Origin of the sequence: Aliibacillus thermotolerans (assembly GCF_027853235.1) — a bacterium.
Lineage (GTDB): Bacteria > Bacillota > Bacilli > Bacillales > Marinococcaceae > Aliibacillus > Aliibacillus thermotolerans.
This window is the reverse complement of sequence record NZ_WKJG01000083.1, coordinates 108974-133593: the sequence shown is the minus strand read 5'-3', so window position 1 is coordinate 133593 and position 24620 is coordinate 108974. Positions and strand designations below refer to the sequence as shown.

Annotated in this window: 27 protein-coding genes and 1 pseudogene; 21 read left to right on the top strand and 7 right to left on the bottom strand. The window is 40.6% G+C overall.

Annotated elements, in window-relative coordinates:
• Window positions 1–260: pseudogene (locus GJS40_RS12740) on the top strand (group II intron reverse transcriptase/maturase); the annotation flags it as partial.
• Between the two features lie 205 nt (window positions 261–465).
• On the opposite strand, the gene GJS40_RS12735 reads toward GJS40_RS12740, so the two are convergent.
• Together GJS40_RS12735 and GJS40_RS12730 are read right to left on the bottom strand one after the other, a co-directional pair.
• Window positions 466–1656: a M20 family metallopeptidase gene (locus GJS40_RS12735; protein ID WP_270898230.1), complete on the bottom strand. Its 1191-nt coding sequence runs from the start codon at window positions 1654–1656 to the stop codon at window positions 466–468.
• Window positions 1657–1682: 26 nt separating this feature from the next.
• Window positions 1683–2399: a cytochrome c biogenesis CcdA family protein gene (locus GJS40_RS12730; protein ID WP_270898229.1), complete on the bottom strand. Its 717-nt coding sequence runs from the start codon at window positions 2397–2399 to the stop codon at window positions 1683–1685.
• 114 nt (window positions 2400–2513) lie between these two features.
• Between GJS40_RS12730 and GJS40_RS12725 the strand changes: the two genes are divergently transcribed.
• The 5 genes from GJS40_RS12725 (at window position 2514) to hemY (ending at window position 8667) form a co-directional block, all read left to right on the top strand.
• The gene (locus GJS40_RS12725) at window positions 2514–2879 is read left to right on the top strand and encodes a hypothetical protein (RefSeq protein WP_270898228.1); all 366 of its coding nucleotides are present in this window, start codon (window positions 2514–2516) and stop codon (window positions 2877–2879) included.
• A gap of 75 nt (window positions 2880–2954) precedes the next feature.
• Entirely contained in the window at window positions 2955–5105 is a 2151-nt protein-coding gene (locus GJS40_RS12720) for a transglycosylase domain-containing protein (protein ID WP_270898227.1), read from the top strand.
• A 170-nt stretch (window positions 5106–5275) separates the two neighbouring features.
• Window positions 5276–6313, top strand: coding sequence for a uroporphyrinogen decarboxylase (hemE, locus tag GJS40_RS12715; protein ID WP_270898226.1), 1038 nt, complete (start codon window positions 5276–5278; stop codon window positions 6311–6313).
• A gap of 14 nt (window positions 6314–6327) precedes the next feature.
• Window positions 6328–7251, top strand: coding sequence for a ferrochelatase (hemH, locus tag GJS40_RS12710; protein WP_270898225.1), 924 nt, complete (start codon window positions 6328–6330; stop codon window positions 7249–7251).
• Between the two features lie 27 nt (window positions 7252–7278).
• Window positions 7279–8667, top strand: coding sequence for a protoporphyrinogen oxidase (hemY, locus tag GJS40_RS12705; protein ID WP_270898224.1), 1389 nt, complete (start codon window positions 7279–7281; stop codon window positions 8665–8667).
• Between the two features lie 52 nt (window positions 8668–8719).
• Here the strand turns inward: hemY and GJS40_RS12700 are convergent, their stop codons facing one another.
• Window positions 8720–9709 carry a siderophore ABC transporter substrate-binding protein gene (locus GJS40_RS12700; protein WP_270898223.1) on the bottom strand — a complete coding sequence of 330 codons (990 nt, stop codon included), beginning with the start codon at window positions 9707–9709 and terminating at the stop codon, window positions 8720–8722.
• Window positions 9710–9900: 191 nt separating this feature from the next.
• Complete coding sequence (locus tag GJS40_RS12695) at window positions 9901–10152, bottom strand: hypothetical protein (protein ID WP_270898222.1); 252 nt, start codon at window positions 10150–10152, stop codon at window positions 9901–9903.
• 193 nt (window positions 10153–10345) lie between these two features.
• On the opposite strand from GJS40_RS12695, the gene obgE reads away from it, so the two are divergent.
• The 3 genes from obgE (at window position 10346) to pheA (ending at window position 13090) form a co-directional block, all read left to right on the top strand.
• Window positions 10346–11626, top strand: coding sequence for a GTPase ObgE (obgE, locus tag GJS40_RS12690; RefSeq protein WP_270898221.1), 1281 nt, complete (start codon window positions 10346–10348; stop codon window positions 11624–11626).
• Between the two features lie 85 nt (window positions 11627–11711).
• A complete protein-coding gene (locus GJS40_RS12685; RefSeq protein WP_270898220.1) occupies window positions 11712–12164 on the top strand; it encodes an ACT domain-containing protein in 453 nt (150 codons plus the stop codon).
• 29 nt (window positions 12165–12193) lie between these two features.
• Complete coding sequence (gene pheA, locus GJS40_RS12680; RefSeq protein ID WP_270898219.1) at window positions 12194–13090, top strand: prephenate dehydratase; 897 nt, start codon at window positions 12194–12196, stop codon at window positions 13088–13090.
• 33 nt (window positions 13091–13123) lie between these two features.
• Here the strand turns inward: pheA and GJS40_RS12675 are convergent, their stop codons facing one another.
• Window positions 13124–13666 (bottom strand): transcription repressor NadR, encoded by a 543-nt coding sequence (locus tag GJS40_RS12675; RefSeq protein ID WP_270898218.1) that lies wholly within the window; start codon window positions 13664–13666, stop codon window positions 13124–13126.
• Window positions 13667–13848: 182 nt separating this feature from the next.
• On the opposite strand from GJS40_RS12675, the gene safA reads away from it, so the two are divergent.
• The 10 genes from safA to yajC all read left to right on the top strand — a co-directional run bounded on the left by safA (window position 13849) and on the right by yajC (window position 21162).
• Window positions 13849–14679, top strand: coding sequence for a SafA/ExsA family spore coat assembly protein (safA, locus tag GJS40_RS12670; RefSeq protein ID WP_270898217.1), 831 nt, complete (start codon window positions 13849–13851; stop codon window positions 14677–14679).
• 83 nt (window positions 14680–14762) lie between these two features.
• The gene (locus GJS40_RS12665) at window positions 14763–15515 is read left to right on the top strand and encodes a YhcN/YlaJ family sporulation lipoprotein (RefSeq protein ID WP_270898216.1); all 753 of its coding nucleotides are present in this window, start codon (window positions 14763–14765) and stop codon (window positions 15513–15515) included.
• A gap of 100 nt (window positions 15516–15615) precedes the next feature.
• The gene (locus GJS40_RS12660) at window positions 15616–16341 is read left to right on the top strand and encodes a YebC/PmpR family DNA-binding transcriptional regulator (RefSeq protein ID WP_270898215.1); all 726 of its coding nucleotides are present in this window, start codon (window positions 15616–15618) and stop codon (window positions 16339–16341) included.
• Window positions 16342–16403: 62 nt separating this feature from the next.
• A complete protein-coding gene (locus tag GJS40_RS12655) occupies window positions 16404–16688 on the top strand; it encodes a BofC N-terminal domain-containing protein (RefSeq protein ID WP_270898214.1) in 285 nt (94 codons plus the stop codon).
• Between the two features lie 83 nt (window positions 16689–16771).
• Window positions 16772–17371 (top strand): Holliday junction branch migration protein RuvA, encoded by a 600-nt coding sequence (gene ruvA / locus GJS40_RS12650; protein ID WP_270898213.1) that lies wholly within the window; start codon window positions 16772–16774, stop codon window positions 17369–17371.
• 67 nt (window positions 17372–17438) lie between these two features.
• A complete protein-coding gene (gene ruvB, locus GJS40_RS12645; RefSeq protein WP_270898212.1) occupies window positions 17439–18440 on the top strand; it encodes a Holliday junction branch migration DNA helicase RuvB in 1002 nt (333 codons plus the stop codon).
• Entirely contained in the window at window positions 18437–18658 is a 222-nt protein-coding gene (locus tag GJS40_RS12640) for a DUF2905 domain-containing protein (protein WP_270898211.1), read from the top strand. The genes ruvB and GJS40_RS12640 overlap by 4 nt, the downstream gene beginning before the upstream one ends.
• Window positions 18659–18680: 22 nt before the next feature.
• Complete coding sequence (queA, locus tag GJS40_RS12635) at window positions 18681–19733, top strand: tRNA preQ1(34) S-adenosylmethionine ribosyltransferase-isomerase QueA (protein WP_270898210.1); 1053 nt, start codon at window positions 18681–18683, stop codon at window positions 19731–19733.
• Window positions 19721–20860: a tRNA guanosine(34) transglycosylase Tgt gene (gene tgt, locus GJS40_RS12630; protein ID WP_270898209.1), complete on the top strand. Its 1140-nt coding sequence runs from the start codon at window positions 19721–19723 to the stop codon at window positions 20858–20860. The genes queA and tgt overlap by 13 nt, the downstream gene beginning before the upstream one ends.
• 47 nt (window positions 20861–20907) lie before the next feature.
• A complete protein-coding gene (yajC, locus tag GJS40_RS12625; protein WP_270898208.1) occupies window positions 20908–21162 on the top strand; it encodes a preprotein translocase subunit YajC in 255 nt (84 codons plus the stop codon).
• Window positions 21163–21370: 208 nt separating this feature from the next.
• Here yajC and GJS40_RS12620 read toward each other — a convergent pair whose 3' ends face one another.
• Window positions 21371–21742, bottom strand: coding sequence for a TIGR04086 family membrane protein (locus GJS40_RS12620; RefSeq protein ID WP_270898207.1), 372 nt, complete (start codon window positions 21740–21742; stop codon window positions 21371–21373).
• Between the two features lie 132 nt (window positions 21743–21874).
• On the opposite strand from GJS40_RS12620, the gene GJS40_RS12615 reads away from it, so the two are divergent.
• The gene (locus GJS40_RS12615; RefSeq protein WP_270898206.1) at window positions 21875–22531 is read left to right on the top strand and encodes a DUF421 domain-containing protein; all 657 of its coding nucleotides are present in this window, start codon (window positions 21875–21877) and stop codon (window positions 22529–22531) included.
• On the opposite strand, the gene spoVB is transcribed toward GJS40_RS12615, so the two are convergent.
• On the bottom strand, window positions 22526–24073 hold the full coding sequence (spoVB, locus tag GJS40_RS12610) for a stage V sporulation protein B (RefSeq protein WP_270898205.1): 1548 nt from the start codon (window positions 24071–24073) through the stop codon (window positions 22526–22528). The two genes, GJS40_RS12615 and spoVB, sit on opposite strands and share 6 nt — an antisense overlap.
• A gap of 123 nt (window positions 24074–24196) precedes the next feature.
• Between spoVB and GJS40_RS12605 the strand changes: the two genes are divergently transcribed.
• A complete protein-coding gene (locus tag GJS40_RS12605) occupies window positions 24197–24517 on the top strand; it encodes a post-transcriptional regulator (RefSeq protein WP_270898204.1) in 321 nt (106 codons plus the stop codon).
• Window positions 24518–24620 lie beyond the last annotated feature (103 nt).

Sequence of the window (24620 nt, the reverse complement as noted above, 5' to 3'; positions counted from 1 at the left end):
AGGAATTGGATGGATGGATACGTAGAAGACTGCGAATGTGTCAATGGAAAGCGTGGAAGAAACCGAAGACAAAGATACGTAACCTGATCAAGCTAGGCGTCCCACAATGGAAAGCCTATGAATGGGGGAATAGTCGAAAGGGTTATTGGCGTATCTCCAACAGTCCAATATTAGACAGAACCCTTGGCAACTCATATTGGAGTCACCAGGGGCTTAGAAGTCTACAAAAACGTTATGAATTCTTGCGTTACAAATCTTAATTGAACCGCCGTATACGGAACCGTACGTACGGTGATGTGAGAGGACGGAGGTTCATCGCCTCCTCCTACTCGATTCTATGTGATGAAAAATTGGTCTTATCACCGAGTCTTTGGTGAGCACCTTTCTTTTGATTACTGGGGTTTTGTCCCGTCCTCTTTCTGTTTTATTTTCGTTTCCGGCATTCGATTTCTACTGGTCACCAACTTATTGCTCTCTTGATATATTTGGATAATGTAAAGCCGCTTTTCCGAGCACTTTGGCAGCAATAAGCATCGCGCGCTCGTCTATATCAAATTTCGGATGGTGGTGGGGATATGCGACGTCCCAGGCTGGATTTTTTGCCCCGGTAAAGAAAAACGTCCCTTTAACATGTTGCAGGTAGTAGGCAAAGTCTTCTCCACCCATCATTGGCTCCATTTCTTCCGTTCGTTTCACTTCGGAAATACTTTGAGCGCACGTACGAAGGAAGTCGGTTTCTGCGGAATGATTCACGACTGCAGGATAGCCTCGTTCATAGGTAACGGTCGCTTTAGCGTGAGCACTATCACAAATGGTATGAACGAGATGTTTGATTTCTTTTTCTACTTCGTCTCTTACTTCTTCGTGAAAAGTTCTTACCGTTCCGACTATTTTTGCTTCATCGGCAATGACATTAAACGCATTCATAGCTTCAAAAGATCCAATGGAGACAACAGCTGGTTTCATCGGATCGATCCGACGACTTACCACTTGTTGTAATTGGGTCACAACGTTTGCCCCAATGACGATGGCGTCTTTTGTTAAGTGTGGCGTACCTGCGTGTCCCCCTTGTCCGTGGATGACAATTTCGAAACGGTCCACCGCCGACATGATAGGACCTTTCCGGTATTGAACCTCTCCATAAGGGATGGTTGCCCACAAATGCGTACCAAAAATGACATCCACTCCATCTAAACAGCCATCTTGAATCATCGCGATGGCACCGCCGGGAGCATACTCTTCCGCATGTTGATGAATAAATACAATTGTCCCTTTGATCTCTTCTTGCAATTGATTAAGAGCGCGCGCAAGTCCAAGTAAAGTAGCGGTATGGCCGTCATGACCACAAGCGTGCATGACACCATCCACTTTGGAAGCGAAAGGCAATCCCGTTTCTTCTTGGATAGGAAGAGCGTCAAAATCAGCTCTAAGTGCAATGGTTGGGCCTTGTTTTCCTCCTTTTAAAACGGCAACCACTCCGCGTTCTCCAACGTTTCTTTTCACCTCATGTCCGAGCTTTTCATGGAAAGAAGCAATATACGCCGGTGTTTTCACTTCCTGAAAAGAAAGTTCCGGATATTGGTGCAGATGTCTTCTGATTGCTACGATTTCTTCAAACCCGGCATCTAATAGTTGAAATAATTTTTGTTCAAGCAAAAAATACACCTCCTTATTAAAATATATTAAATTCCAAACGGTATAAAACGAGCTAAATAACTGGATAACAGTTGAAAATATCCAGTGAAAAGCATGATTCCGAGAATGATCATGATGTAACCACTAACTTTTTGGATGATTGGAATCCATTGATTCACTTTCCGTAATTTATTCAATGAACGAGAGTACAAGAGTGCCACAATGATGAAAGGAATTCCTAATCCCATTGAATACACGAAAAGCATAAACATTCCAATCCATATCGTTTCTGCTTGGCTTGCAAGGGCAAGAATGCTTCCTAGAACAAGGCCAATACATGGAGACCAACCTGCGGCAAACAGCAACCCTAATAGGACAGAACTAGCAAAACTCGTTGATTTTTTCGGAGCAGCCGTCACTTTTTTTTCTGTTAATAGCGCACGTATCGAAATAATTCTTGCCATTTGGAGACCGAATAAAATAATAATGATCCCACCAATTTGTTCAATTAACGTTCCCCACGTTCGGAACTGTTGTCCAATAAACGTAGAAGATGCACCGAGCAATAGAAAAATAATCGTAAATCCGATAATAAAACCTATACTTCTTGTTAATATCATTTTCCGATCCGCATGAATGCGATTGTCAGAAATCGTTGTTCCCGTTAGCTGTGCTAAATAAGCCGGTACAAGTGGAAAAATACATGGAGATAGAAACGAAACGATCCCAGCTCCAAGGGCGAGCCAAATACTAATTTCTGTCAAGAGAAATCCCCCTTTAATTATGTACATCTCCTACTATTATACAATGCATCTGTGAAATGTTTGTAAAGGACAAATATGTTTCATTTTTTTTTCACTTTCTTGATGAGGATTGTTATGATAATAAGTAGAAAGCATGAGAATAAGCAAGAAAGAAAAGAGGCATCTGTGATGAATGAAGAACGGAATCATTTATTGATCCTTGTCATTGTGATACTCACCGCAGTTTTATTTCTAGATAACGTATGGGCTTTCCCTTTTCACTTTTTATGGCCGATTGTTCTGTTTTGGTTATCTTACCATTTTTATAAAAAGCAAGCGACGATGTTGTCTCTTTTATTCGGCGTCTTGGCACTTGTATCCTTTGGTGTCAAGAAAGGATTCGATTCATTGGTCTTGTTTCTCCTCGTCGTATTCTTACTGCTGTATTGGTCGAAACGAAAACATTCATCAAAAGTGATTGATATAGACAAAGATCTATAAACTTAGGATGAATCCCATGTGCTGGACATGTCGTCTAAATAGGCATATGAACATCTAAGAGAAAGGGTAAGACAGATGAATAAGAAAAAGTGGTTGATTGGTTTCCTTCTTATAACACTTGTTCTTCTTATGGGGACAGGCATTTATTTGTCCTCGGTCATGATAGGGGCAGCAGCAATAGATGAAAAACAGCTCGTTATGCCAGAGACGACAGAAATATATAGCACCGATGGCGAAAAGCTTGCAGAACTTTTTGTGGAGAATAGGGAAGTGATCGATATTGAAGACATTCCACAACATGTCATCGACGCTTTTATCGCCACTGAAGATGTCCGTTTTTATGAGCATCAAGGAATTGACCCCCGGGCGATTCTTCGAGCGTTATACCGAGATATCATCGCCGGTGCAAAGGTAGAAGGGGGAAGCACCATTACGCAACAGCTAGCAAAGAACGCTTTTTTAACAAATGATAAAACGTTGTTACGAAAAACAAAAGAAGTTTTAATAGCGATGGGATTAGAGAGAAAATTTAGCAAAGAGGAAATTTTATCCTTTTATCTAAATCAAATTTATTTTGGGCATGGTGCTTACGGCATTGATTCGGCTGCTGAGACGTATTTCAATAAAGGAGTGGAGGAATTAACGGTTGATGAAGCTGCTCTACTCGCAGGAATACCAAAAGCACCTTCCCACTATTCACCTGCTGTCGATCCAGAAAAAGCAAAAGCACGCCGGAACACGGTTCTTGCTGTGATGGAAAGAAATGGATTTCTGACCGCGGAAGAAATGATGAAATACCAAGGGAAAACGGTTCCTGACACCATTTATCAATCAGAAGAACAAAAAGCTTTTTACGCGTATATTGATATGGTCCTGAAAGAAGCGGAAGAAAAAGCGCATATTCGTCCCGAGGAAATTTATCGCGGTGGCTATGATATTGTCGTGCCGATGAATAAAGAAATGCAGCTCGCTTCATATCAATTGTTTCAAGAAAATGATTATTTTCCTAAAGGGAGTGACACTATCGAAGCGGCGTTTGTGATGTTAGATCATCAAAGTGGAGGAATTATTGCTGTACAAGGAGGTCGGAACTATGTGCGACTCGGATTAAACCGAGTGCAAGTGAAACGACAACCGGGCTCAGTGATGAAGCCTCTTGCTGTCTATGCCCCGGCACTTGAATCCCAACAATACCATCCTTATTCTCTCTTAAAGGATGAACAAATGGATTTTGACGGCTATTCTCCGAGAAATTATAATGACGTCTACCGCGGGGAAATTTCGATGGTGGATGCCATTACAGAGTCTACAAATACCGCAGCTGTTTGGCTGTATGATCAACTGGACCGAGATAAAACAATGGCTTTTTTACGTGATGTCGGTCTTTCGATTGATGATGAAGGTTTGGCGGTTGCTTTAGGAGGATTGTCTGAAGGAGTTACTCCGCTGGAATTGGCCAGTGCTTATACGGCTTTTTCTAATCATGGGGTGAAAACGACCCCCTATGTGATAGAAGAAATACGTGACCGCCACGGAGAAATCGTCTATGAAAAGACCATGGAAGAGACGAAAGTGTTGGATGTCCAAGATGCATGGTATATGACAAGAATGTTGGAAAATGTTGTGAAAGAAGGGACAGGTACCCCTGGAGAGACAGCGTATCCTTTGGCGGGAAAAACAGGAACGACTTCTTTTACGGAAGTGGAAGGAGCAACGAAAGACGCTTGGTTTGTTGGTTTTACGCCAAAATGGACTGGAGCACTATGGATGGGATATGATCAAACAACGGAAGAGAATTATGTGGAAGGTGGCAGCGCCTATCCGACGAGACTATTTAAGGAAATTTTAAATCGTACGCCGTCAGATGACCAATTAACAAGTGGATTTCAACCACCGGAAAATGTACAAGATTTAGATGCACCGGTAAGGGTAGAAAAAATAGATGATCTACACGGAAAGTTGACGTTCAAAGGTAGTGGCCTTATCAATGTTCATTTAAGTTGGACACCAAATCAAGATCGGAGAGTGCACTACATTATTTATGAAGTAAGAGATGGAACGAGCGAGGAAATTGGAAGAGTGGAAGGGACGGGAGAATTCACGGTAGAAGGTGTGAATCTTTTTCAATTACATGATTATATGGTTGTACCGGTAAATCCCCAAACGAATCAAGAAGGGGATCCGTCCAATGTTGCTTCGGTCTCTATCGGTTCATTGTTTGAATGAAACTAAAACGATAATTTTATGAACAATTGAGTGTACATCTGTACATTGTCATAGGAAAAGAGTATCGTAATGAGGGATAAGTTCTTGGCTGAAGAGTAACAATCACCAATTCATATCAGTGTCAGACGATGAGAAAGTTGTATAAGTGACTACTTAAAGGAGTGCAAAAAATGAGCGGGAAGGCATGGAATGATAACTTTTTACGAGCAACAAAAGGAGAAGCGGTCGATCATGTGCCGGTATGGTACATGCGGCAAGCAGGTCGCTCCCAACCTGAATATCGCAAACTAAAAGAAAAATATTCTCTGTTTGAGATTACAAAACAACCGGAACTATGCGCATACGTCACCAAGCTTCCGGTCGATCAATATAACAATGATGCGGCGATTCTTTATAAAGACATTATGACTCCGCTACAACCAATTGGAGTACAAGTAGAAATCAAATCTGGCGTTGGACCGGTCATCAACAATCCGATTAAAAACAAAGCGGATGTGGAACGACTCGGTGAAATAGATCCTGAAAACGACGTTTCTTATGTACTGGATACGATTAAAATTTTGCGAGAACAATTGACCGTTCCTCTTATTAGCTTTGCCGGTGCTCCGTTCACATTAGCAAGTTATATGATTGAAGGTGGTCCTTCAAAAAACTATTATCGTACCAAAGCATGGATGCATAAACACCCAGAAACTTGGCAACTATTGATGGATAAATTGAAAGACATGACGGTACGCTATGTAAAAGCCCAAATCAAAGCAGGTGCGCAAGCGATACAAATATTCGACTCATGGGTAGGCGCATTGAATAAAGAACAATATCGTCGTTTTGTTAAGCCGGTGATGATGGAAATTTGTTCAGAAATTAAAAAAGAACATGTTCCTCTCATCATTTTCGGGGTTGGTGCCAGTCACTTGCTGACAGAGTGGAATGATCTACCGGTGGATGTGATTGGACTGGATTGGAGAACGACGATTGCAGAAGCGAGAGAAATGGGAATTGAAAAAGCGTTACAGGGAAATTTAGATCCTTCCATTCTACTCGCTCCGTGGGAAGTAATTGAAGAACAAGTCAAATCAATTTTAGATGCTGGGAGAAAACGGAATGGCTACATTTTTAACTTAGGACACGGTGTGTTCCCGGAGGTCCAACCAGAGACGTTAAAGCGTCTTACACAGTTCGTTCACGACTATACGAAGAACGCATAGCAGGAGGCGATACAATGAAGAAAAAAGTGGGCCTACTCGTGATGGCATACGGAACACCACGTAACATGGAAGAAGTGGAACCGTATTACACGCACATTCGCAGAGGAAGAAAGCCTTCCCAAGAAGCACTGAACGATCTGATTTCTCGGTATGAAGCGATTGGTGGAGTTTCTCCATTAGCAAAAATCACGAACGAGCAGGGAGAAGCGTTGGCAAATCGTTTAAATGAACGAGTAGAAGATGTAGAATTTCAGTGGTATCTCGGATTAAAACATATTGATCCCTTTATTGAAGATGCGGTACAGAAAATGAAAGATGATGGAGTGGAAGAAGCATACAGTATTGTACTTGCCCCTCACTATTCAACTTTTAGCATTCAATCGTACAACGGCCGAGCGAAAGAAACAACGGAAAAGATTGACGGGCCTGTGATTCATTCAGTGGATAGTTGGTATGATGAGCCGAAGTTTATTCAGTACTGGAGCGATCAATTAAAAAAGACAATGGAACAAATAGATGAAAAAGACAGCGCATGTGTGATTTTTTCTGCCCACAGTTTGCCGGAAAAAATCATTCAACATGGTGATCCATATCCGGATCAGCTGAAAGAAACAGCGGACTTAATCGCAAAGAAAGCGAATATTACCAATTACGAAATCGGTTGGCAAAGTGAAGGAAACACTCCTGAACCTTGGCTTGGACCGGACGTACAAGATTTAACGAAAGATTTAGCGAAAAATAAAGGATACACGTCTTTCGTGTACTGTCCTGTCGGCTTTGTTTCGGACCATCTAGAAGTCCTCTATGACAACGATGTCGAATGTAAAGAAGCTTGTGATGAAGTAGGGGCTCTTTACTATCGACCGGAAATGCCAAATACCGATCCGCTTTTTATAGAGGCGATGGCAGATGTTATTGTGAAGAATATGAACGATTAGAGTGGAGAGATAAGTGAGGAATTGATGATGAGAGTAGCAATTATAGGTGGAGGAATTACTGGACTTTCTGCGGCCTATTATTTACAAAAAGAAATATTAACGAACAATCTTGAGATAGAGTATCATTTATTTGAAAAAGATGATCGACTCGGTGGAAAAATTCAAACGGATTATTACGACGGTTTTGTGATTGAAAAAGGACCGGACTCATTTTTGGCGAGGAAAAAAAGCGCTTCTAAATTGGCGAAAGAAGTCGGTTTAGAAAAAGAGCTTGTTTCGAATCGCACAGGTCAATCATATGTTTTAAAAGGAGATACGCTACATCCCATTCCAGAAGGTGCGATGATGGGGATACCAACCAAACTAGGCCCTTTTTTAACGACGGGGCTATTCTCTGCAATGGGTAAAGTACGAGCAGGAATCGATCTGATTCTTCCAAAAGGAGAAACGAATAAAGATCAATCTCTTGGCCAGTTTTTTCGCAGAAGACTAGGAAACGAAGTTGTAGATTCCTTAATTGATCCGTTGCTATCAGGGATTTACGCAGGGGATATTGATCGTTTAAGTTTACAATCTACTTTTCCCCAATTTCAACAAGTGGAACAATCTCATCGCAGCCTAATTCTTGGAATGAAAACGTTACGTCCGCCGGCGTCGAAAACGACACCAGAAAAACAAACGGGCGCCTTCTTAACATGTCGAAATGGTCTTCAATCTCTTGTGCATGCAATCGAAAATCATTTGGATGAAGATGCCGTTCATAAAAATGAACCGTTAGAAAAGATTACCCCAAAGGGTTCACAATTTATGTTAACTTTTAAAAGCGGGAGAAAAGAGTTGTTTGACCGCGTCATTTTGACCTCTCCAGCTTATGAAACGGCGTCATTTTTAGAAGAAGATGCCATTCAAGAGTGGTTAAAAAAGATCCCTTTTACCACCGTAGCTACAGTTGCAATGGCCTTTAACGAGTCTCAGTTAAAAACGGATATAGACGGTACCGGATTTGTCGTCTCGAAAAAAAGCGACTATCAGATGACCGCTTGTACGTGGACGCATCGCAAGTGGGCACATGCCGCACCGCCTGGAAAAGCTTTGCTTCGTTGTTACGTCGGTAAACCTGGCGAAGAAGACATTGTCAATGTTTCGGATGATGAAATGATTGATATCGTGTTAAAGGATTTAAATCGTGTGATGGAGATCGAAGGAAAACCAGAATATTACGTCATTACTCGTTGGAAAAAAGCGATGCCTCAATATGTTGTTCATCATCGGGAACGACTTCAAAAAGGGCTAGAGATCATGAATCAAAAATATCCAGGTGTATACGTTGCTGGTGCCGCGTTTGAAGGAGTGGGTCTACCTGATTGCATTGATCAAGGGGAAAACGTCGTAAAAAAATTGTTAGCTTCTAAGTGAAAGATAGAAAGATAGGAGTGCGGACCCGTTTTGTCTGCACTCCTTGTTTTATTTATTCAGAAATAGCAGCTTCTACTTCTTCCACCATTTTAGCTACTGATTGTAACCCTCCACCGGAGAGGTACCAATATTCAGGGTCTAAATAAACAATTTGGTCTTTTTCATATGCTTGAATGTTTTCAGTTAATTCATTTTCAATCAGTTGTTCGGCAGAAGTTTCCCCACCGACAACAGCGGTACGGTCAATGACAAATAAAAAGTCCGGATCTTGTTTTGTAATGTATTCAAAAGAAATGCTTTGACCATGAGTGGAAGCCTCAATATTTTCGTCTGATTCTTTAAACCCGAATACATCATGGATAAGACCGAAGCGAGATCCGGATCCATAAGCACTTACTTTCCCGTCATTGGCAAGAATAATTAATGCTTCTTCGTCTATGTTGGATGCTTTTTCATTTAATGTGGCGATGCTTTCTTTCACGTCATCTAACATCGTTTGTGCTTCTTCTTCTTTTTCAAAAATAGAAGCTAGCGTCGTTACATTTTCTTCAAAGGATGCCATGTAATTTTCTGTGTCGACACCCATGAAAATGGTAGGTGCGATTTTACTAAATTCTTCATAAGAATCTTGCTGGCGACCGGAAATAATAATAAGGTCAGGTTCCATTGTTGCAAGTTTTTCAAAATCCGGCTCTTTCAATCCCCCTACATTTTCATATTCTGATCCTTCGTATTTTTCTAAATATGTAGGGATATTCATTTGTGGCACGCCACTTACTTCTACGCCAAGGGCATCTAACGTGTCTAAACTACCGAAGTCAAACGTTACCACTGTTTCAGGATTTTTTTCAACAACTGTTTCGCCGAGATCATGACTCACTGTGATTTCAGCTGCTTCTTCGGTTTCTTCCACCTCTTCCGCTCCATTGGCATTGTCGCCGGAAGCATCCGTCGGCTCTTCTTCTGTGTTACCCGCTCCACAAGCAACAGTCAAACTTAAAATGAAAAGAAAAACAACTGATAAAAACAACCATTTTTTCATGAAAAAATACTCCTTTCTAGAAATAACTCATCGTGAAACTGAAAGAAAACTGGCGATCCTCCTTATGATATTGAAAATCATTATCATTGATAACAATTCTCATTTTACTATAAATAATTGTTCTGTCAACATATTTTTTGAAAAAAAGCGAACCAAGGGAAGATTTCCCCAGCGGTCCGCTTTTGTTCACGTTATCCTTGTTGCTGTTGAATTTGTTGAAGTTGTTGTTGCGCTTGTTGAAGTTGTTGTTGTGCTTGTTGCATTTGTTGTTGTTCTTGGGAGTTCCCTTGTTGTTGCAACTGTTGCAGCTCTGTTTGTGCTTGTTGGAGCTGTTGTTGCGCTTGCTGCAACTGTTGGGGATCGTTGGATGCATTTTGCATTTGTTGTTGTGCTTGTTGAATCGTTTGTTGTACTTGTTGCAATTGTTGGTTTTGGTTTGCCATCAAAAACCCTCCATTGTAATAATAGTGTAACGGTAATTATCGTTTCCTTCATAACTGAACAATATACATGAAATGTAAAAAATGTCGGAAGCTATGCGTGTCTGTTCTTTGATGTGTTACAATACAGAAATAGAGCAAACCACGAGAAAGTGGCGATATGAGGTGTACCGACCTTCCTGAAGAGGTGAAAAGAATGTTCGTTGATCAAGTAAAAATATATGTGAAAGCAGGCGATGGAGGCGATGGAATGGTTGCCTTTCGTCGTGAAAAATACGTTCCCGACGGCGGACCGGCCGGCGGGGATGGTGGCGATGGCGGGGATGTCATCTTTGAAGTCGATGAGGGATTACGAACGTTAATGGACTTTCGCTATCAGCGCCATTTTAAAGCGAAGAGAGGGGAAAATGGCAAACCAAAAAACCAGCATGGCAAAAACGCCGATCCTCTCATCGTCAAAGTGCCTCCGGGAACTGCTGTATATGATGAAGAAACGAATGCAATCATTGCTGACTTAACAAAACACGGAGAACGAGCAATCATTGCAAAAGGAGGACGCGGCGGGCGCGGGAATACCCGTTTTAAAACACCGCGCAATCCTGCTCCGGAATTGAGTGAAAAAGGAGAGCCGGCAGAAGAGAAGGAAGTGCGATTGGAACTCAAATTACTGGCAGATGTTGGCCTCGTAGGTTTCCCCAGTGTGGGCAAATCGACGTTATTGTCTGTCGTCTCAGCCGCAAAGCCTAAAATAGCCGATTATCACTTCACGACGTTAAAACCGAATCTTGGTGTTGTTCATTTAGAAAATGGTGATAGCTTTGTGATGGCTGATTTACCCGGTTTAATCGAAGGCGCTCATGAAGGGGCTGGACTTGGACATCAATTTTTACGTCATATCGAACGGACAAGAGTGATTGTGCATATGATTGATATGTCTGGTATGGAAGGAAGAGACCCTTATGAAGATTACTTAAAAATCAATGAAGAATTGCGACAATATAATATGCGGCTTCTGGAACGTCCACAAGTAATCGTTGCAAATAAGATGGATCTACCAGGTTCAGAAGAACAACTTTCATTGTTTAAACAAAAAATGAGCGAAGATTTTCCTATCTATCCTGTTTCCGCGTTAACAAAAGACGGGATAAAGGAAATGCTTTTTAAAGTCAGTGAATTATTAAAAGAAACTCCCGCGTTTCCTTTATACGAGGAAGAAGAGGAGGTGCGGGTTGTTTATCGTCATGAACAAAAAGAAGCACCGTTTACCATTTCACGAGATGATGATGGGGCATATGTACTGAAAGGAAAAGAAATTGAAAAATTGTTCAAAATGACAGACTTTACGCGGGATGAATCGGTGCGACGTTTTGCACGCAAAATGCGGCATATGGGAATTGATGATGCCCTGCGAGAAAAAGGAGCAACAAACGGAGATACCGTCCGCATTTTAGACTTTGAATTTGAGTTTGTTGAATAGTTGTTTGTCAAAATAGAAAAGCGTCGCTATAATAAAAACAACGAACGGAGACGCCTGCTTCAGTGCAAAGTGTGGTGGTGGGTGAATGGCGGAGAAAATTGACCAATATTATTTGATAAAACAAGAAATGTTAACCGAAGCAATGCAAAAAACATTGGAAGCAAAAGAACTGTTAGAGAGTGGAAAAGTACAAAAAGTACAAGATGCGGTAGATGCGGTCAATATTAGTCGAAGTGCGTTTTATAAATATAAGGATGCGATTTTTCCATTTCATACAGTAATAAAAGAACAAGTGATTACACTTTCCATTCAGTTAGCAGATCAAGCTGGTGCGCTATCAGCTCTTTTAAGTGAATTGGCAAGAGTGAATACCAATGTATTAACCATTAATCAATCCATTCCATTAGGTGGAAGAGCTAATGTTACTTTAACGATAGACACATCTCTTTTAAAAGGAGAAATTAGTGATTTTGTCAAAACATTGGAAGGGATGGAAACGGTAGAAAGCGTCGAGATCGTCGGCTCCGGATGGTTATAGGTGGTTGGTTAGAAGAAGGAGTGGAGGAAATGATTGAAACTGTGGGTTTTTTAGGCCCAAAAGGAACTTTTACAGAAATGGCGACAGAAGCTGTTTTTCAAAGGGAAGAGAGAATTCCCTATTCTACAATCCCAGCTTGTATGGCTGCTGTGGCCGAAAAAAAGGTGGATTATGGAGTCGTTCCAATCGAGAATGCGATTGAAGGGTCTGTGAATATGACATTGGATTATTTAATTCATAAACATGACCTACCAATTATAGGAGAAGTGACAGTACCGATTTCTCAAAATTTACTCGTTCATCCGTCTCGAAAAGACGATTGGACAACTGTGCAACATGTCTATTCTCATCCTCAAGCGATCGCACAATCCCATGAATTTTTGCAGTCAGTATTACCGGAAGCAGAAGTGCATTACATGAATTCAACGAGTGCTGCCGCAAAAAAAATAGCAGAGGAACCTGAACTGCATGCTGTAGCGATTGCAAATACTTTAGCTGCGGAAACATATAATTTATTGATTGCTAAAAAGAATATTCACGATTATGAAAATAATCATACACGGTTTGTTGTATTAACGAATAACGAGCACCGGACTTTAAATCGGGAAAAAGCCAAAAAAGGAAAAACAACCCTCGTTGTTACCCTTCCTTCTGACTATCCTGGAGCCTTACATCAAGTTCTTTCCGCCTTTGCATGGCGAAAGTTAAATATGTCTAAGATCGAATCACGTCCGATGAAAACAGGGATCGGTAATTACTTTTTTATCATCGATGTGAATCAAGAAATGGATGACGTATTGATTCCTGGTGTGATACAAGAATTGGAAGCATTAGGGTGTGGTGTTAGAATTCTTGGAAGCTACCCCTGTTTTTACTACGAAGACATGAAAGAAATCGCGATAGGAAATATGAATACTGAAGCATAATAAAGGGAGTGCCTCTTTTGGCGCTCCCTTTTGTTATGTAACTAAATACCCTTTTTGGAGAAGAGCTTTTTTCACTTCTTCAATCATTGTTTCATTGGACGCTTCAATCGTGTGTAAGTGAATGCCGTCTGTCAACTCGGATAAAAGTGTCGCTTTTTTCTCTTCAAACCCTTTGATAAAATTGTCGACATCTTTGCGATTTTGTAACAGCAATGAGCCAGTGAGATCACCATAGAGAGGGTGCTCTACTGTTACATCGATGACTTTGGCGCCGTGATCGACCATCGTGTACAATTCATCTTTTGTCAAGTCCGGATCAGGGGGATGGGAACAAACAATTTTTCGGCGAACCAACTGTTTTTCTTCGGTTTTCATTAATATATATCCTTGGGATGTGGCAATAATGGGATGACTTTTTGCTTTTAACAAAGAGATGTCTTGAACGATGACTTGTCTGCTAACATTCGTTTTATGGGCGAGTGTACTGCCGGTAAGCGGACCGTCTGCTTCATGTAACCATTTTAAAATAAGCTTTCGTCTTTCCTCTCCAAGAATTTTATCTTTTTTGCGAGACAACGATGTCACCTCCAACGTGATCCATAGTACCATTTTACACAATTGTTTTTCGTATGAACAGTTAGCTTGTGGAAATGAAAAAAGCATATAGCAAGAAAGTGTTGCATATGATTGCCGTAGATGGTGGGAACGGAAAATGTTGTACGTCCCTGCTTTGAAACTCACGTGAAGGAGGACAAAGGATGAACATTCATATTGTTCAAAAAGGAGATACATTATGGAAGCTTGCGCAACAATATCAAGTGGATTTTGAAGAATTAAAAAAGGCAAATGCGCACTTGGCGGATCCTGACCAAATTATGCCAGGAATGAAAATTAAAATCCCAACAAAAAGTGTTCCTGTAAAAAAAGAGATGCCGAAGTCTCCTGTGAAAGAAGCACCGAAAAAAGAGATGCCAAAACCCCATATGCCAGAGCAACCGAAAATACCGCCAAAATATCAACCATCTCCTATACCACAAGCACCATCCCCTCATATTATACAAGGTGTGAAACAATCACAACAGCAACAGATGAATATGAACGTAAACGTATATAAACATGAGAAGCATGAGGGAAGTAAAAAAGAAGAGAAAAAGAAAAAACACGAAAAAAAAGAACCTGTCTATACAATGCCTTCTATGCCCGAAATGCCGAAATACTATACACCTCAACCGTATCCTTTTATGATGGGGCATCATCCATGTCATTACGTTCCTTGGACACCGATTATGCCTGGTTATGGATTTTCACCATGTGGAGCACCTTGTCCACCAATGCCGTATCCGCACTATCCAGTCCAAGAAGGTTATCCTTATCCTGCAATGAATGAATACGCATCGATGGGAAATGCTCATCCGTATTACTCCAACGTAAAGAAAGAAAAACACGATATAAATTGTCCGGAAGACAATCATCCGTCCCATGATTATCCTTACCAATCACCAACATACTATGGATATGATGATGAAGAGAAAGGAAAACAATCTCCATGGATCAATAAATTTTACGATCATCAACGGGAAGAAGAATAAACTTATCCACTCTTACCTCTAACTTACAGCGTAAAAGACACCTCCTTGACTCACCATAATGGGTGAAAGGAGGTTAATCATTCATGAAAAAATTTGCTTTAACAGCAGCCACGCTAGCGGTTATCGCCGGTGGAATGACAGGTTGTGGAGATGCCAATAACGATAATGATATGGGGGGAACATCTCCGACACGATATACGATTGATGGGACAGAAACGTATGGGAATCAAAATGTAACAAGTCGTAATTATCGTGGAGAGGGTCCTGTAACAGATATGCTAACTGTCGATGACCGCAATCAAACTCGTCATAAAAATGATTCATCCCATCGACGAATAGGCGAAGCAGGTCAATATAATAATCAGCGACAAGTCGGGAACGGCTCTGGAGTCATCAATCATGATGCTTACTCTGGCGGTCCTGGAAACGGAGTAAATAATGGCCGTGAAATGGGCGGAACGATGAATAAAGATCGTACGTCGCGCGACATTCATGAATCTCAACAAATACAAAATCAAGTGGAAGGTTTAGATGGGGTGGAAGATGCTCGTGTCATTGTCTCAGGTGACGACGTGCTAATTGGGATAGAAACCGTTGGGACAGAAAACGCGGAAAAACTTGAAAATAGAATTGAAAAACAAGTAAAAAATATGCTTGAAAGTGACAACAAAGGTAAAAACGTTTACGTCACGACGGATAAAGAGCATATCGGCAACATTGCACAGGTAGATAACGATATACGGAATGGGGTTGGATTAGACGAAGTAGGAGACACGATCAGTGCAATGATTGAAGATTTAAGCGATGCAGCGCAACAACCTTTTCAAGATAGCTAACGAATAAAAAGAGAGCGTGATTCCTCGAATGATGAGAGGAAACGCTCTCTTTTACATAAGAAAAAGCTGTGTTATATTGAAAAGAGGGAGTGAAGTAGAGATGGCAGGTCATTCAAAGTGGCATAACATAAAACGCAGAAAAGAAAGTCAAGATAAGAAACGCGCGAAAATATTTACAAAAATATCTAAAGAAATATATGCAGCTGTACGAGAAGCTGGTCCCGACCCGGATACAAATATGCGCCTTCGCATGGCGTTGACGAAAGCAAGGGCAGAAAATATCCCAAACGACAACATCGAACGGACGATGAAAAAAGCAACGGGAAATGCAGAAGGTGTTTCGTATGAAGAAATGACGTATGAAGGATACGGACCGGGTGGAGTGGCGGTCATGATTGAAGTATTAACGGACAATAAAAACCGTTCGGCCGCAGATATCCGCCACATTTTATCCAAACACGGAGGCAACCTAGGAGAAAACGGTTGTGTTTCTTTCTTATTTGAGCGAAAAGGAGTACTTGTGATAGAACGCACACCAGACATGGATGAAGAATCATTGATGTTAGAAGCGATTGAAGCTGGTGTCGCTGACTTTGAGTCGTCAAAGGAAATATTTCATATGGAGACGGATCCGGATCAATTCGAAACCGTCAAAGAAAAACTTGAAGAAGCGAACTACGCTTTTAGTACGGCTGAAATCATGAAGCTACCTACAACGACGGTTCGCTTAGACGATGAAGAAAAAAAACAAGAAATGTTAGCACTTATTGATGATTTAGAAGATCATGATGACGTGCAAAATGTGTATCACAATTTAGAAGGTTAGGATGAAAAACCTTTTTTATGGCCACACTACCATAAAAAAGGTTTTTTTAGGAAAGGATTGCAATGAAAAAAATCCAACGACTGCTTATACTCCTATACCTCATTCAAGTTTCCTTGGCATCTGAAAACGGAATGGATGAAAATCCAGATGATTTGTCAACGATGGAACGACCACCCGTCACATATGAAGTCATTTTGTACGAACAAATGGAAAATGGACAATGGCAAAAAGAACAGAAAGCAATCACCATATGGGCAATGGAAGACTTTTGGTCTCAATATGCAGATTGGGAAATCGTCGATTTAAACACGAAAACCATCACCTTAAAAAAGCCCTTCTCCACATAGTGTATTATTTTCAATTGGTCCATATTTTGCTATCATAAAGAAAGCATGTTCGAAATAGAGGAGATGAAAGGAAGAAAATAGCATTGATTGAATGTTTAACGGGGAAAATCGTACATACAGAACGAGAAACAGTTACAATAGAAGTAGGAAATATCGGTTATTTAGTGTATTGTGCGAATCCATTTGTCTTTCCATTACAGAAAACAACAACCATTTATACGTACCAATATGTACGAGAGGATGCGATTCGTTTATACGGTTTTTCTTCCAGAAAAGAGCGCCAACTGTTTGAACAACTGCTTCAAGTTTCCGGAATCGGACCAAAAGGAGCACTCGCGATTTTAGCTTCTGGCTCTCCTCTTCAAGTAGCCAAAGCAATAGAAAATGAAGATGAGAAGTTTTTAACCAAATTCCCGGGTGTTGGCAAAAAAACAGCCCGCCAAATGATTTTGGATTTAAAAGGAAAGCTAATGGAAGCGTTACAAGCTCCTTCACCGGATGATATTCCTGCCTTTGAGCAAGTGGTGGAAGAAGAAAATCATGTGTTGGAAGAAGCATTAGAAGCATTGCGGGCACTTGGATACAGTGAAAAAGAAATTAATAAAGTGAAACCGAAATTACAACAAGAAAATCTTGAAGCAGAAGAGTATGTGAAAAAAGCATTACAATGGATGCTTTCCTAATCATACAACGTGCTTGCGCTATCCTAGGGAGATGTCAGGAAAACCGAGGAAGTAGGTGGTGTTTATGATGGAAGAACGGGTAGTTTCACAAGAAGCATTTGAAGAGGAACATCAATTAGAGCTAAGCATTCGTCCGCAGACATTTGCCCAATATATCGGTCAAAAAAAAGTAAAAGAAAACCTGGAAGTTTTTATTAAGGCGGCGCAATTGCGTGAAGAATGCTTGGATCATGTGTTATTATATGGACCACCAGGACTTGGGAAAACGACTTTAGCGGTGATCATCGCTAATGAAATGGGAGTAAATCTCCGGACGACATCCGGTCCGGCCATTGAGCGCCCAGGAGATGTAGCAACCATTTTAACCCAACTAGAGCCAGGAGACGTTTTATTTATTGACGAAATTCATCGCTTGCCACGATCGGTGGAAGAAGTGCTGTATCCTGCCATGGAAGACTACTCCATCGATATCGTAATAGGGAAAGAATCGACCGCGCGCTCCATTCGGTTAGATCTTCCTCCGTTTACGTTAATCGGAGCCACCACTCGTGCCGGGATGTTGTCCGCACCTTTAAGAGATCGCTTCGGTGTACACGGACGATTAGAGTATTACACGATCAGTGAATTAACGGAAATCGTTTTAAGAAGCGGAGAGTTACTTGGTGTTACAATGCAAAAGAAGGCAGCGGAAGAAATTGCTCGTCGTTCACGGGGAACGCCGCGGATTGCCAACCGACTCTTGCGAAGAGTGAGAGATTTTGCGCAAGTGGCAGGAGAAGAAAAGATTCACAAGGAGATTACTTGCCAAGCATTGGAACGATTGCAAGTAGACCGTCTCGGTTTAGACGATATTGATCATCAATTACTTCGGACCATCATTGAAAAATTTCAAGGAGGTCCGGTAGGGATCGAAGCGATTGCTGCAGCAATAGGAGAAGATGTGAATACATTGGAAGACGTGTATGAACCGTATTTATTGCAAATTGGCTTTTTAATAAGAACACCAAGAGGACGAATGGTCGCAAATGAAGCTTATCATCATTTGAATATTGAGGTGACGGATCAATGAACAGCATGCCGAAGTTACTTATCGGTTTAGGGATATTGTTCATTGTTATCGGACTTTTGTGGCAAGTAGGCGGAAAATTTTTCTCTTTAGGAAAATTGCCTGGGGACATTTTAATTAAACGAGAAAATATGACCTTTTATTTTCCTCTTGCCACTTCTATTGTAATTAGTATCGTTTTGTCTGTCATTTTATTTGTGATTAGTCGCTTCATGAGATAGAGTTAGAAAGAGGTTTACGTCGATGAAAGTAGATGAGTTTGATTTTTATTTACCGGAACGACTCATTGCCCAAAAGCCATTAAAGGAAAGGGATGCGTCGCGCTTACTCGTCTTAGACCCGGAAGTGAAAAAGTGGAAGCATGATTATTTTTCTTCTTTTGTTGATTACTTGGAAGAAGGAGATACCGTCGTACTAAATGATACGAAAGTGCTTCCTGCTCGTTTGTTTGGACAAAAAGAAACAGGTGGACAAGTGGAAGTGCTTTTACTTCATGAAGACAAAGATGACGAGTGGGAGACGCTGATTAAACCAGCGAAAAGAGTGAAAGTGGGAACGGTTCTCTCTTTTGGTGACGGGAGGCTAAAGGCGGAATGTATCGAAATGTTAGCTCACGGAGGAAGAAAGCTCCGTTTTTATTATGATGGAATTTTTTTAGAAATATTAGAATCCCTTGGAGAGATGCCCCTTCCACCATATATTAAGGAAACGTTATCAGAAAAAGATCGTTATCAGACGGTGTATGCAAAAGAAGTAGGTTCTGCCGCAGCTCCTACAGCAGGACTTCATTTTACAAAACATACGTTACAACTGTTGAAAGAGAAAGGGATAAACATTGCGAACATCACGTTGCACGTCGGCTTAGGAACATTTCGTCCAGTGACAGCTGAAACAGTGGAAAAGCATCAAATGCATCGGGAATTTTATCAAATGACAGAAGAAGTAGCGACCCTTCTGAATGAAACAAAAAAGAACGGCAAAAAAATCATTCCGGTAGGAACTACCTCTTTAAGAACGTTAGAGACGGTGATTCAAAAAGGAAAAGGGCAATTTCAAAAAGATGCAGGATGGACAGACATTTTCATTTATCCTGGCTATACATTCCAAGGAATTGATGGACTCTTAACAAACTTCCACTTGCCTAAGTCGACATTAGTGATGTTAGTGAGTGCCCTTGCTGGAAAAGATTTTTTATTTGACGCATATGAAGAAGCCATTAAAGAAGAATATCGCTTTTTTAGTTTTGGTGATGCGATGTTGATTATGAAAGGAAGTCATCATGTATGGCAGCAGTAACCTATGAACTAATAAAAACGTGCAAGCAATCCGGGGCACGTTTAGGAAAAATACACACCCCTCATGGGACGATTGACACGCCCATATTTATGCCGGTTGGTACCCTTGCCACCGTGAAAACGTTAAGCCCGGAAGAGCTCAACGAAATGTCGGCACAAATCATTTTAAGTAATACGTATCATCTTTGGTTGCGCCCCGGTGAAGAGATTGTGAAAGAAGCAGGGGGACTTCACTCATTTATGAATTGGCACAAACCGATTCTTACGGATTCCGGGGGTTTTCAAGTATTTAGTTTAAGCAAACTAAGGGATATTCAAGAGGAAGGCGTGTACTTTCGCAATCACTTAAATGGTGAAAAGCTATTTTTATCCCCGGAAAAAGCAGTGGAGATCCAAGAAGCACTAGGGGCGGACATTATCATGGCTTTTGATGAATGCCCTCCATATCCTGCCGAAGAGCCTTACATGAAATCCTCGGTAGAACGAACTTCCCGGTGGGCAGAGCGTTGTTTAGAAGCGCAAACGAACTCTGAAAACCAAGCATTGTTTGGAATTGTGCAAGGAGGAGCGTACGAAAAATACCGAAAGCAATCGGTCAATGATTTGTTGTCGTTAGATTTTCCGGGTTATGCCATAGGAGGATTATCGGTAGGAGAGCCGAAAGAAATCATGTATGAAGTATTGGAAATGACGACTCCTTTGTTGCCAGACGATAAACCGAGGTATTTAATGGGAGTAGGATCTGCCGATGCATTAATTGAAGGCGCCATTCGTGGCATCGATATGTTTGATTGTGTGTTGCCAACGAGAATTGCTCGAAACGGCACGTGTATGACAAGTACAGGAAGACTTGTTGTCAGAAACGCGAAATACGCCCGGGATTTTCGTCCAATTGATGAAAATTGTGATTGTTATACGTGCCGTAACTACAGCCGCGCCTATATTCGTCATTTAGTCAAAGCAAATGAAACTTTTGGTTTTCGACTTACTTCTTACCATAATCTCTATTTCTTGTTAAACTTAATGAAGAATGTTCGTGATGCTATTCAAGAAGATAGATTGCTTGACTTCAAAGAAGAATTTTTTGAGCAATATGGTTTCAACAAAGAAAATGCAAAAAATTTTTAAACAAGCGCATCACTAAAAATATGTGTAGATGAATGGAGGGAAATAACATGGAAGCGATTATAATGCTTATCTTAATGTTTGCGATTTTTTACTTTTTGCTCATTCGCCCCCAACAGAAAAGACAAAAAGAAATTCGAGAAATGCATGCGAATTTGCAAAAAGGAGATCAAATCATTACGATTGGCGGACTGCATGGCACAATTGAAGCACTTGATGAAGAGACAGTTGTTTTATCTGTCGGAAATAATCAAAAGCTCACTTTTGATCGCAACTCCGTCCGCGAAGTTGTCAACGAAGATTAACGTACATAAAAAAGGGACATGGACGAAAAATCGTCTATGCCCTTTTTTAAGAAGTCTTGTACTCTACATTTTGCGAAGCCGGATGGAAGTGGAGGATCCATTGACTGCGGACAAGGACAGGCTTTGTCTTGTTCAACTGTTCCGAAATTACACTCGAGGAGACCGGGGTTGCGAAGGCGTAGAAACGAGAAGTCTTCCACTAGCTAGTTCATTCTCCCACATTTACCCCGATGACCCCTCCAATCGAAGCGGAAAGAATAAAGCCTAGAAAGAGAAGCGCTTGGGTACTACCAACAGAAGTATCATACCCGAGAAATTGATAAACGATAAAAAGTAAAATTGCACCAAGGGCAGTAATGACTCCTGTAATGAATCCTTTTTCTTTCGTTTTTCTGCTTGCAATCCACCCTCCAATAAAAAAAATAATACAAGCGATACCTGTTAAAATCCATTGTAAAGATTGTTCGGCAATGGATGAGAAACGGAGTATCGTAGAGAAAATAACACTCATGATAAGAAACAGTACGATAATGACGACAATCCCTTTTCCGATCCCCGACAAATGCTCCATTTTTGGCATATCTATCCTTCCTTTCCCTTTTGTTACCCATTATTATGGACGAACAAAAGAAAATAGAAGCTTGACTTGAATAATTGTTGAAAGTGGGTGAATGATACACATAATGGCTTCATGAAAAGAAGGTGAAAAGCGATGGAATTTGGTACGATTATCGTCCGAACTGTCGTCGTTTACTTTTACTTATTAATGACGCTTCGATTAATGGGAAAGCGAGAAATTGGTGAATTGTCGGTGTTAGATTTTGTTGTTGCAATTATGTTTGCGGAATTTGCCGTCATTTCCATTGAAGATTTATCCAAACCGCTGTCGGTCACTTTTATCCCTATTTTTGTGTTGCTCATTATTCAAGTATTGCTCGCTTTTCTTTCTTTGAAATTCCCTCGTTTTCGTGAATTCATAGATGGAAAACCGTCATTTTTAATAAAAAATGGAAAAATAAATGAAAAAGAAATGAAAAAGCAACGATATAACTTTGATGACCTTCTTATGCAAATTCGCGACAAAAATATTAAAGATGTGGCGGATGTAGAATTTGCTATTTTAGAACCCACCGGGGAGTTATCGGTGTTTCCGAAAAAAGAGAAAGATCGAATTTCTTCTCCTTTTCCCCTTCCTCTCATTCTTGACGGAGAAATACAACGAGATCATTTGGAGGAAGCGGGAAAAGATGAATTATGGCTAAGAAGAGAACTACGAAAAGCCGGAATTACAAATATTAAAAAAGTTTCTTATTGCACGTTACAGGAAAATGGAATTTTATTTATCGATGTCAAAGATGACAATTTATAATCGATTCGTTGGAAGGATTCGTTTTATTTGATCCCATGGAAATACCCCAAACATTGAAAGTAACAGCATATATAAACTACCTGATAGGAGAGCGGAAAAAATGGTAGTCAAAAGAAGGGAGGTGTTTAATAATACCGTTGTTACAAATAAATAAGTGCTCATCATGGAAATAAAACCAGCAATGATCGTAAGAAAAATGAACTTCCCCTCAAAAATAAATCCGACCGCTTTTGTTATTACGTAAAAATGCAGTAACGTAACGAGAACCATATTGATAGCAATGGCAAGGGCAGCTCCTTCTATCCCTAATTCCGGTTGAGACGTCAGCATAAATAAAGCGATCATTTTAATCATGGCGCCAATCAATGTGTTCGTCATTGCTTGGCGAGCTAAATTTAATCCTTGTAAGACCGCTTGTAAAGGTCCTTGAACGTATAAAAATAAACTAAAGAGAGAAAGTATTTTTAAATAATACGCGGTTTCTGGTGCGTTGTATATGACAGTCATCACATGTTCCGCAAAAAAGTATAAAAAAAGAGCAGAAAAGCTTCCGGCGACGATTGCTGTTCGTAATGTTTGTCTTAGACGATGTTGAATGACATCGTATTTGTTGTTTAAGGCAGCTTCACTTACAGTCGGAACGAGGGTAACGGAAAAAGAATACGTAATAAAAGTAGGTAACGTTAAAATGGGAATGACAAATCCGCTTAACACCCCGTATTGGGCGGTAGCTACCGCAGTGGAAACGCCAGCTAAAGCAAGACTTTGAGCAATGATAATGGGTTCAAAAAATAACGAAATAGATCCGATCAATCGACTGCCAGTAGAAGGGAGTGCAATTTCCATTAACTCTCGGAATGTCCGCTTCCCCTGTCTTAACGTGCGAAAAAAAGCAGCTCTCATTTTCATCGGCTTTGTTTGTTTAAAAGTCTGTGCCATATAGAGAAGAGAGGCCATCTCTCCTATGACAGAAGCAATCATCGCCCCAGCGGCAGCGAATTCGAGACCATAGGGAAGCAATAAATTTGTACATATAAACACAAAAGTAATGCGAACAATTTGTTCCAACACTTGTGCAATTGCTGGAGGTTTCATGTTTTGACGCCCTTGAAAATACCCTCGTAGAACAGCCGATATGGCGACAATAGGTATAATTGGAGTGATTGCAAGTAATGGATAAAGGGCACGTTCATCGGTGAGGAAGTAGCCGGATAATATCGGTGCCAACCCCATTAACAGCGCTGTAAATATGATGCTTAAAACCCCCGTCACACTGATGGAAACGACGAGAATTTGCTTCATTTTTTCTTTATCATGACGGCTATCTGCTTCCGCAATGAACTTAGAGATTGCAACTGGGAGCCCTAACTGTGTTAATGTAATAATTAACAGCAATGCGGGAAAAGCCATCATGTAAAGACCTACTCCTTCAGCCCCTAAGATGTTTGCAGTAACAATTCGATTGATAAACCCAAGGCCACGAGTAAGAAGGCCTGCAATAATAAGGATCACTGTTCCTTGGATGAATGTTTGTTTTTGCATTCCATGTCCCGCCCTCACAAGATAGTGGTAAAATAGAAATATTCCTTTCTATATCTATGCGAAGGGGAAAGACAAGCATTCCATTTATAAAGAAATATTTTTACTTTCAAGGAGGTAATGGAGATGGATGTCACTCCTTTTTCCATGTGGCGAGAAGAAGTAGACGTTGTGTTAGAAAGCAAGCGCGAAGAGTTTGCCTTGCTAGGATATACGAAAGCAACCAAAGAAGATATTTGGAATTGTGTGATGGAAAAGTTAAAGAAAAAAGAGGTGTCGGTTCGTTTACATGTGTTAGTGAATGATATTTTGTCCCTTCGTCTCAACGAATATATGAATAAAGTAACAATTGACTCGTATAAAGAAGGAAGTACGTTCGCTTCTAACGTCGATTTGAACGATTTAATCGAAGATATTGAAACATATGCGTCAAACAATCGTCATTGACATCAATTTATGACCATCCGTATAATTGACATGTTGCATATAGGATGTTTCGTTACATAGGGTATGTCGTTGACCTAGGAACGGTCGATTTGAGGGAGGATAA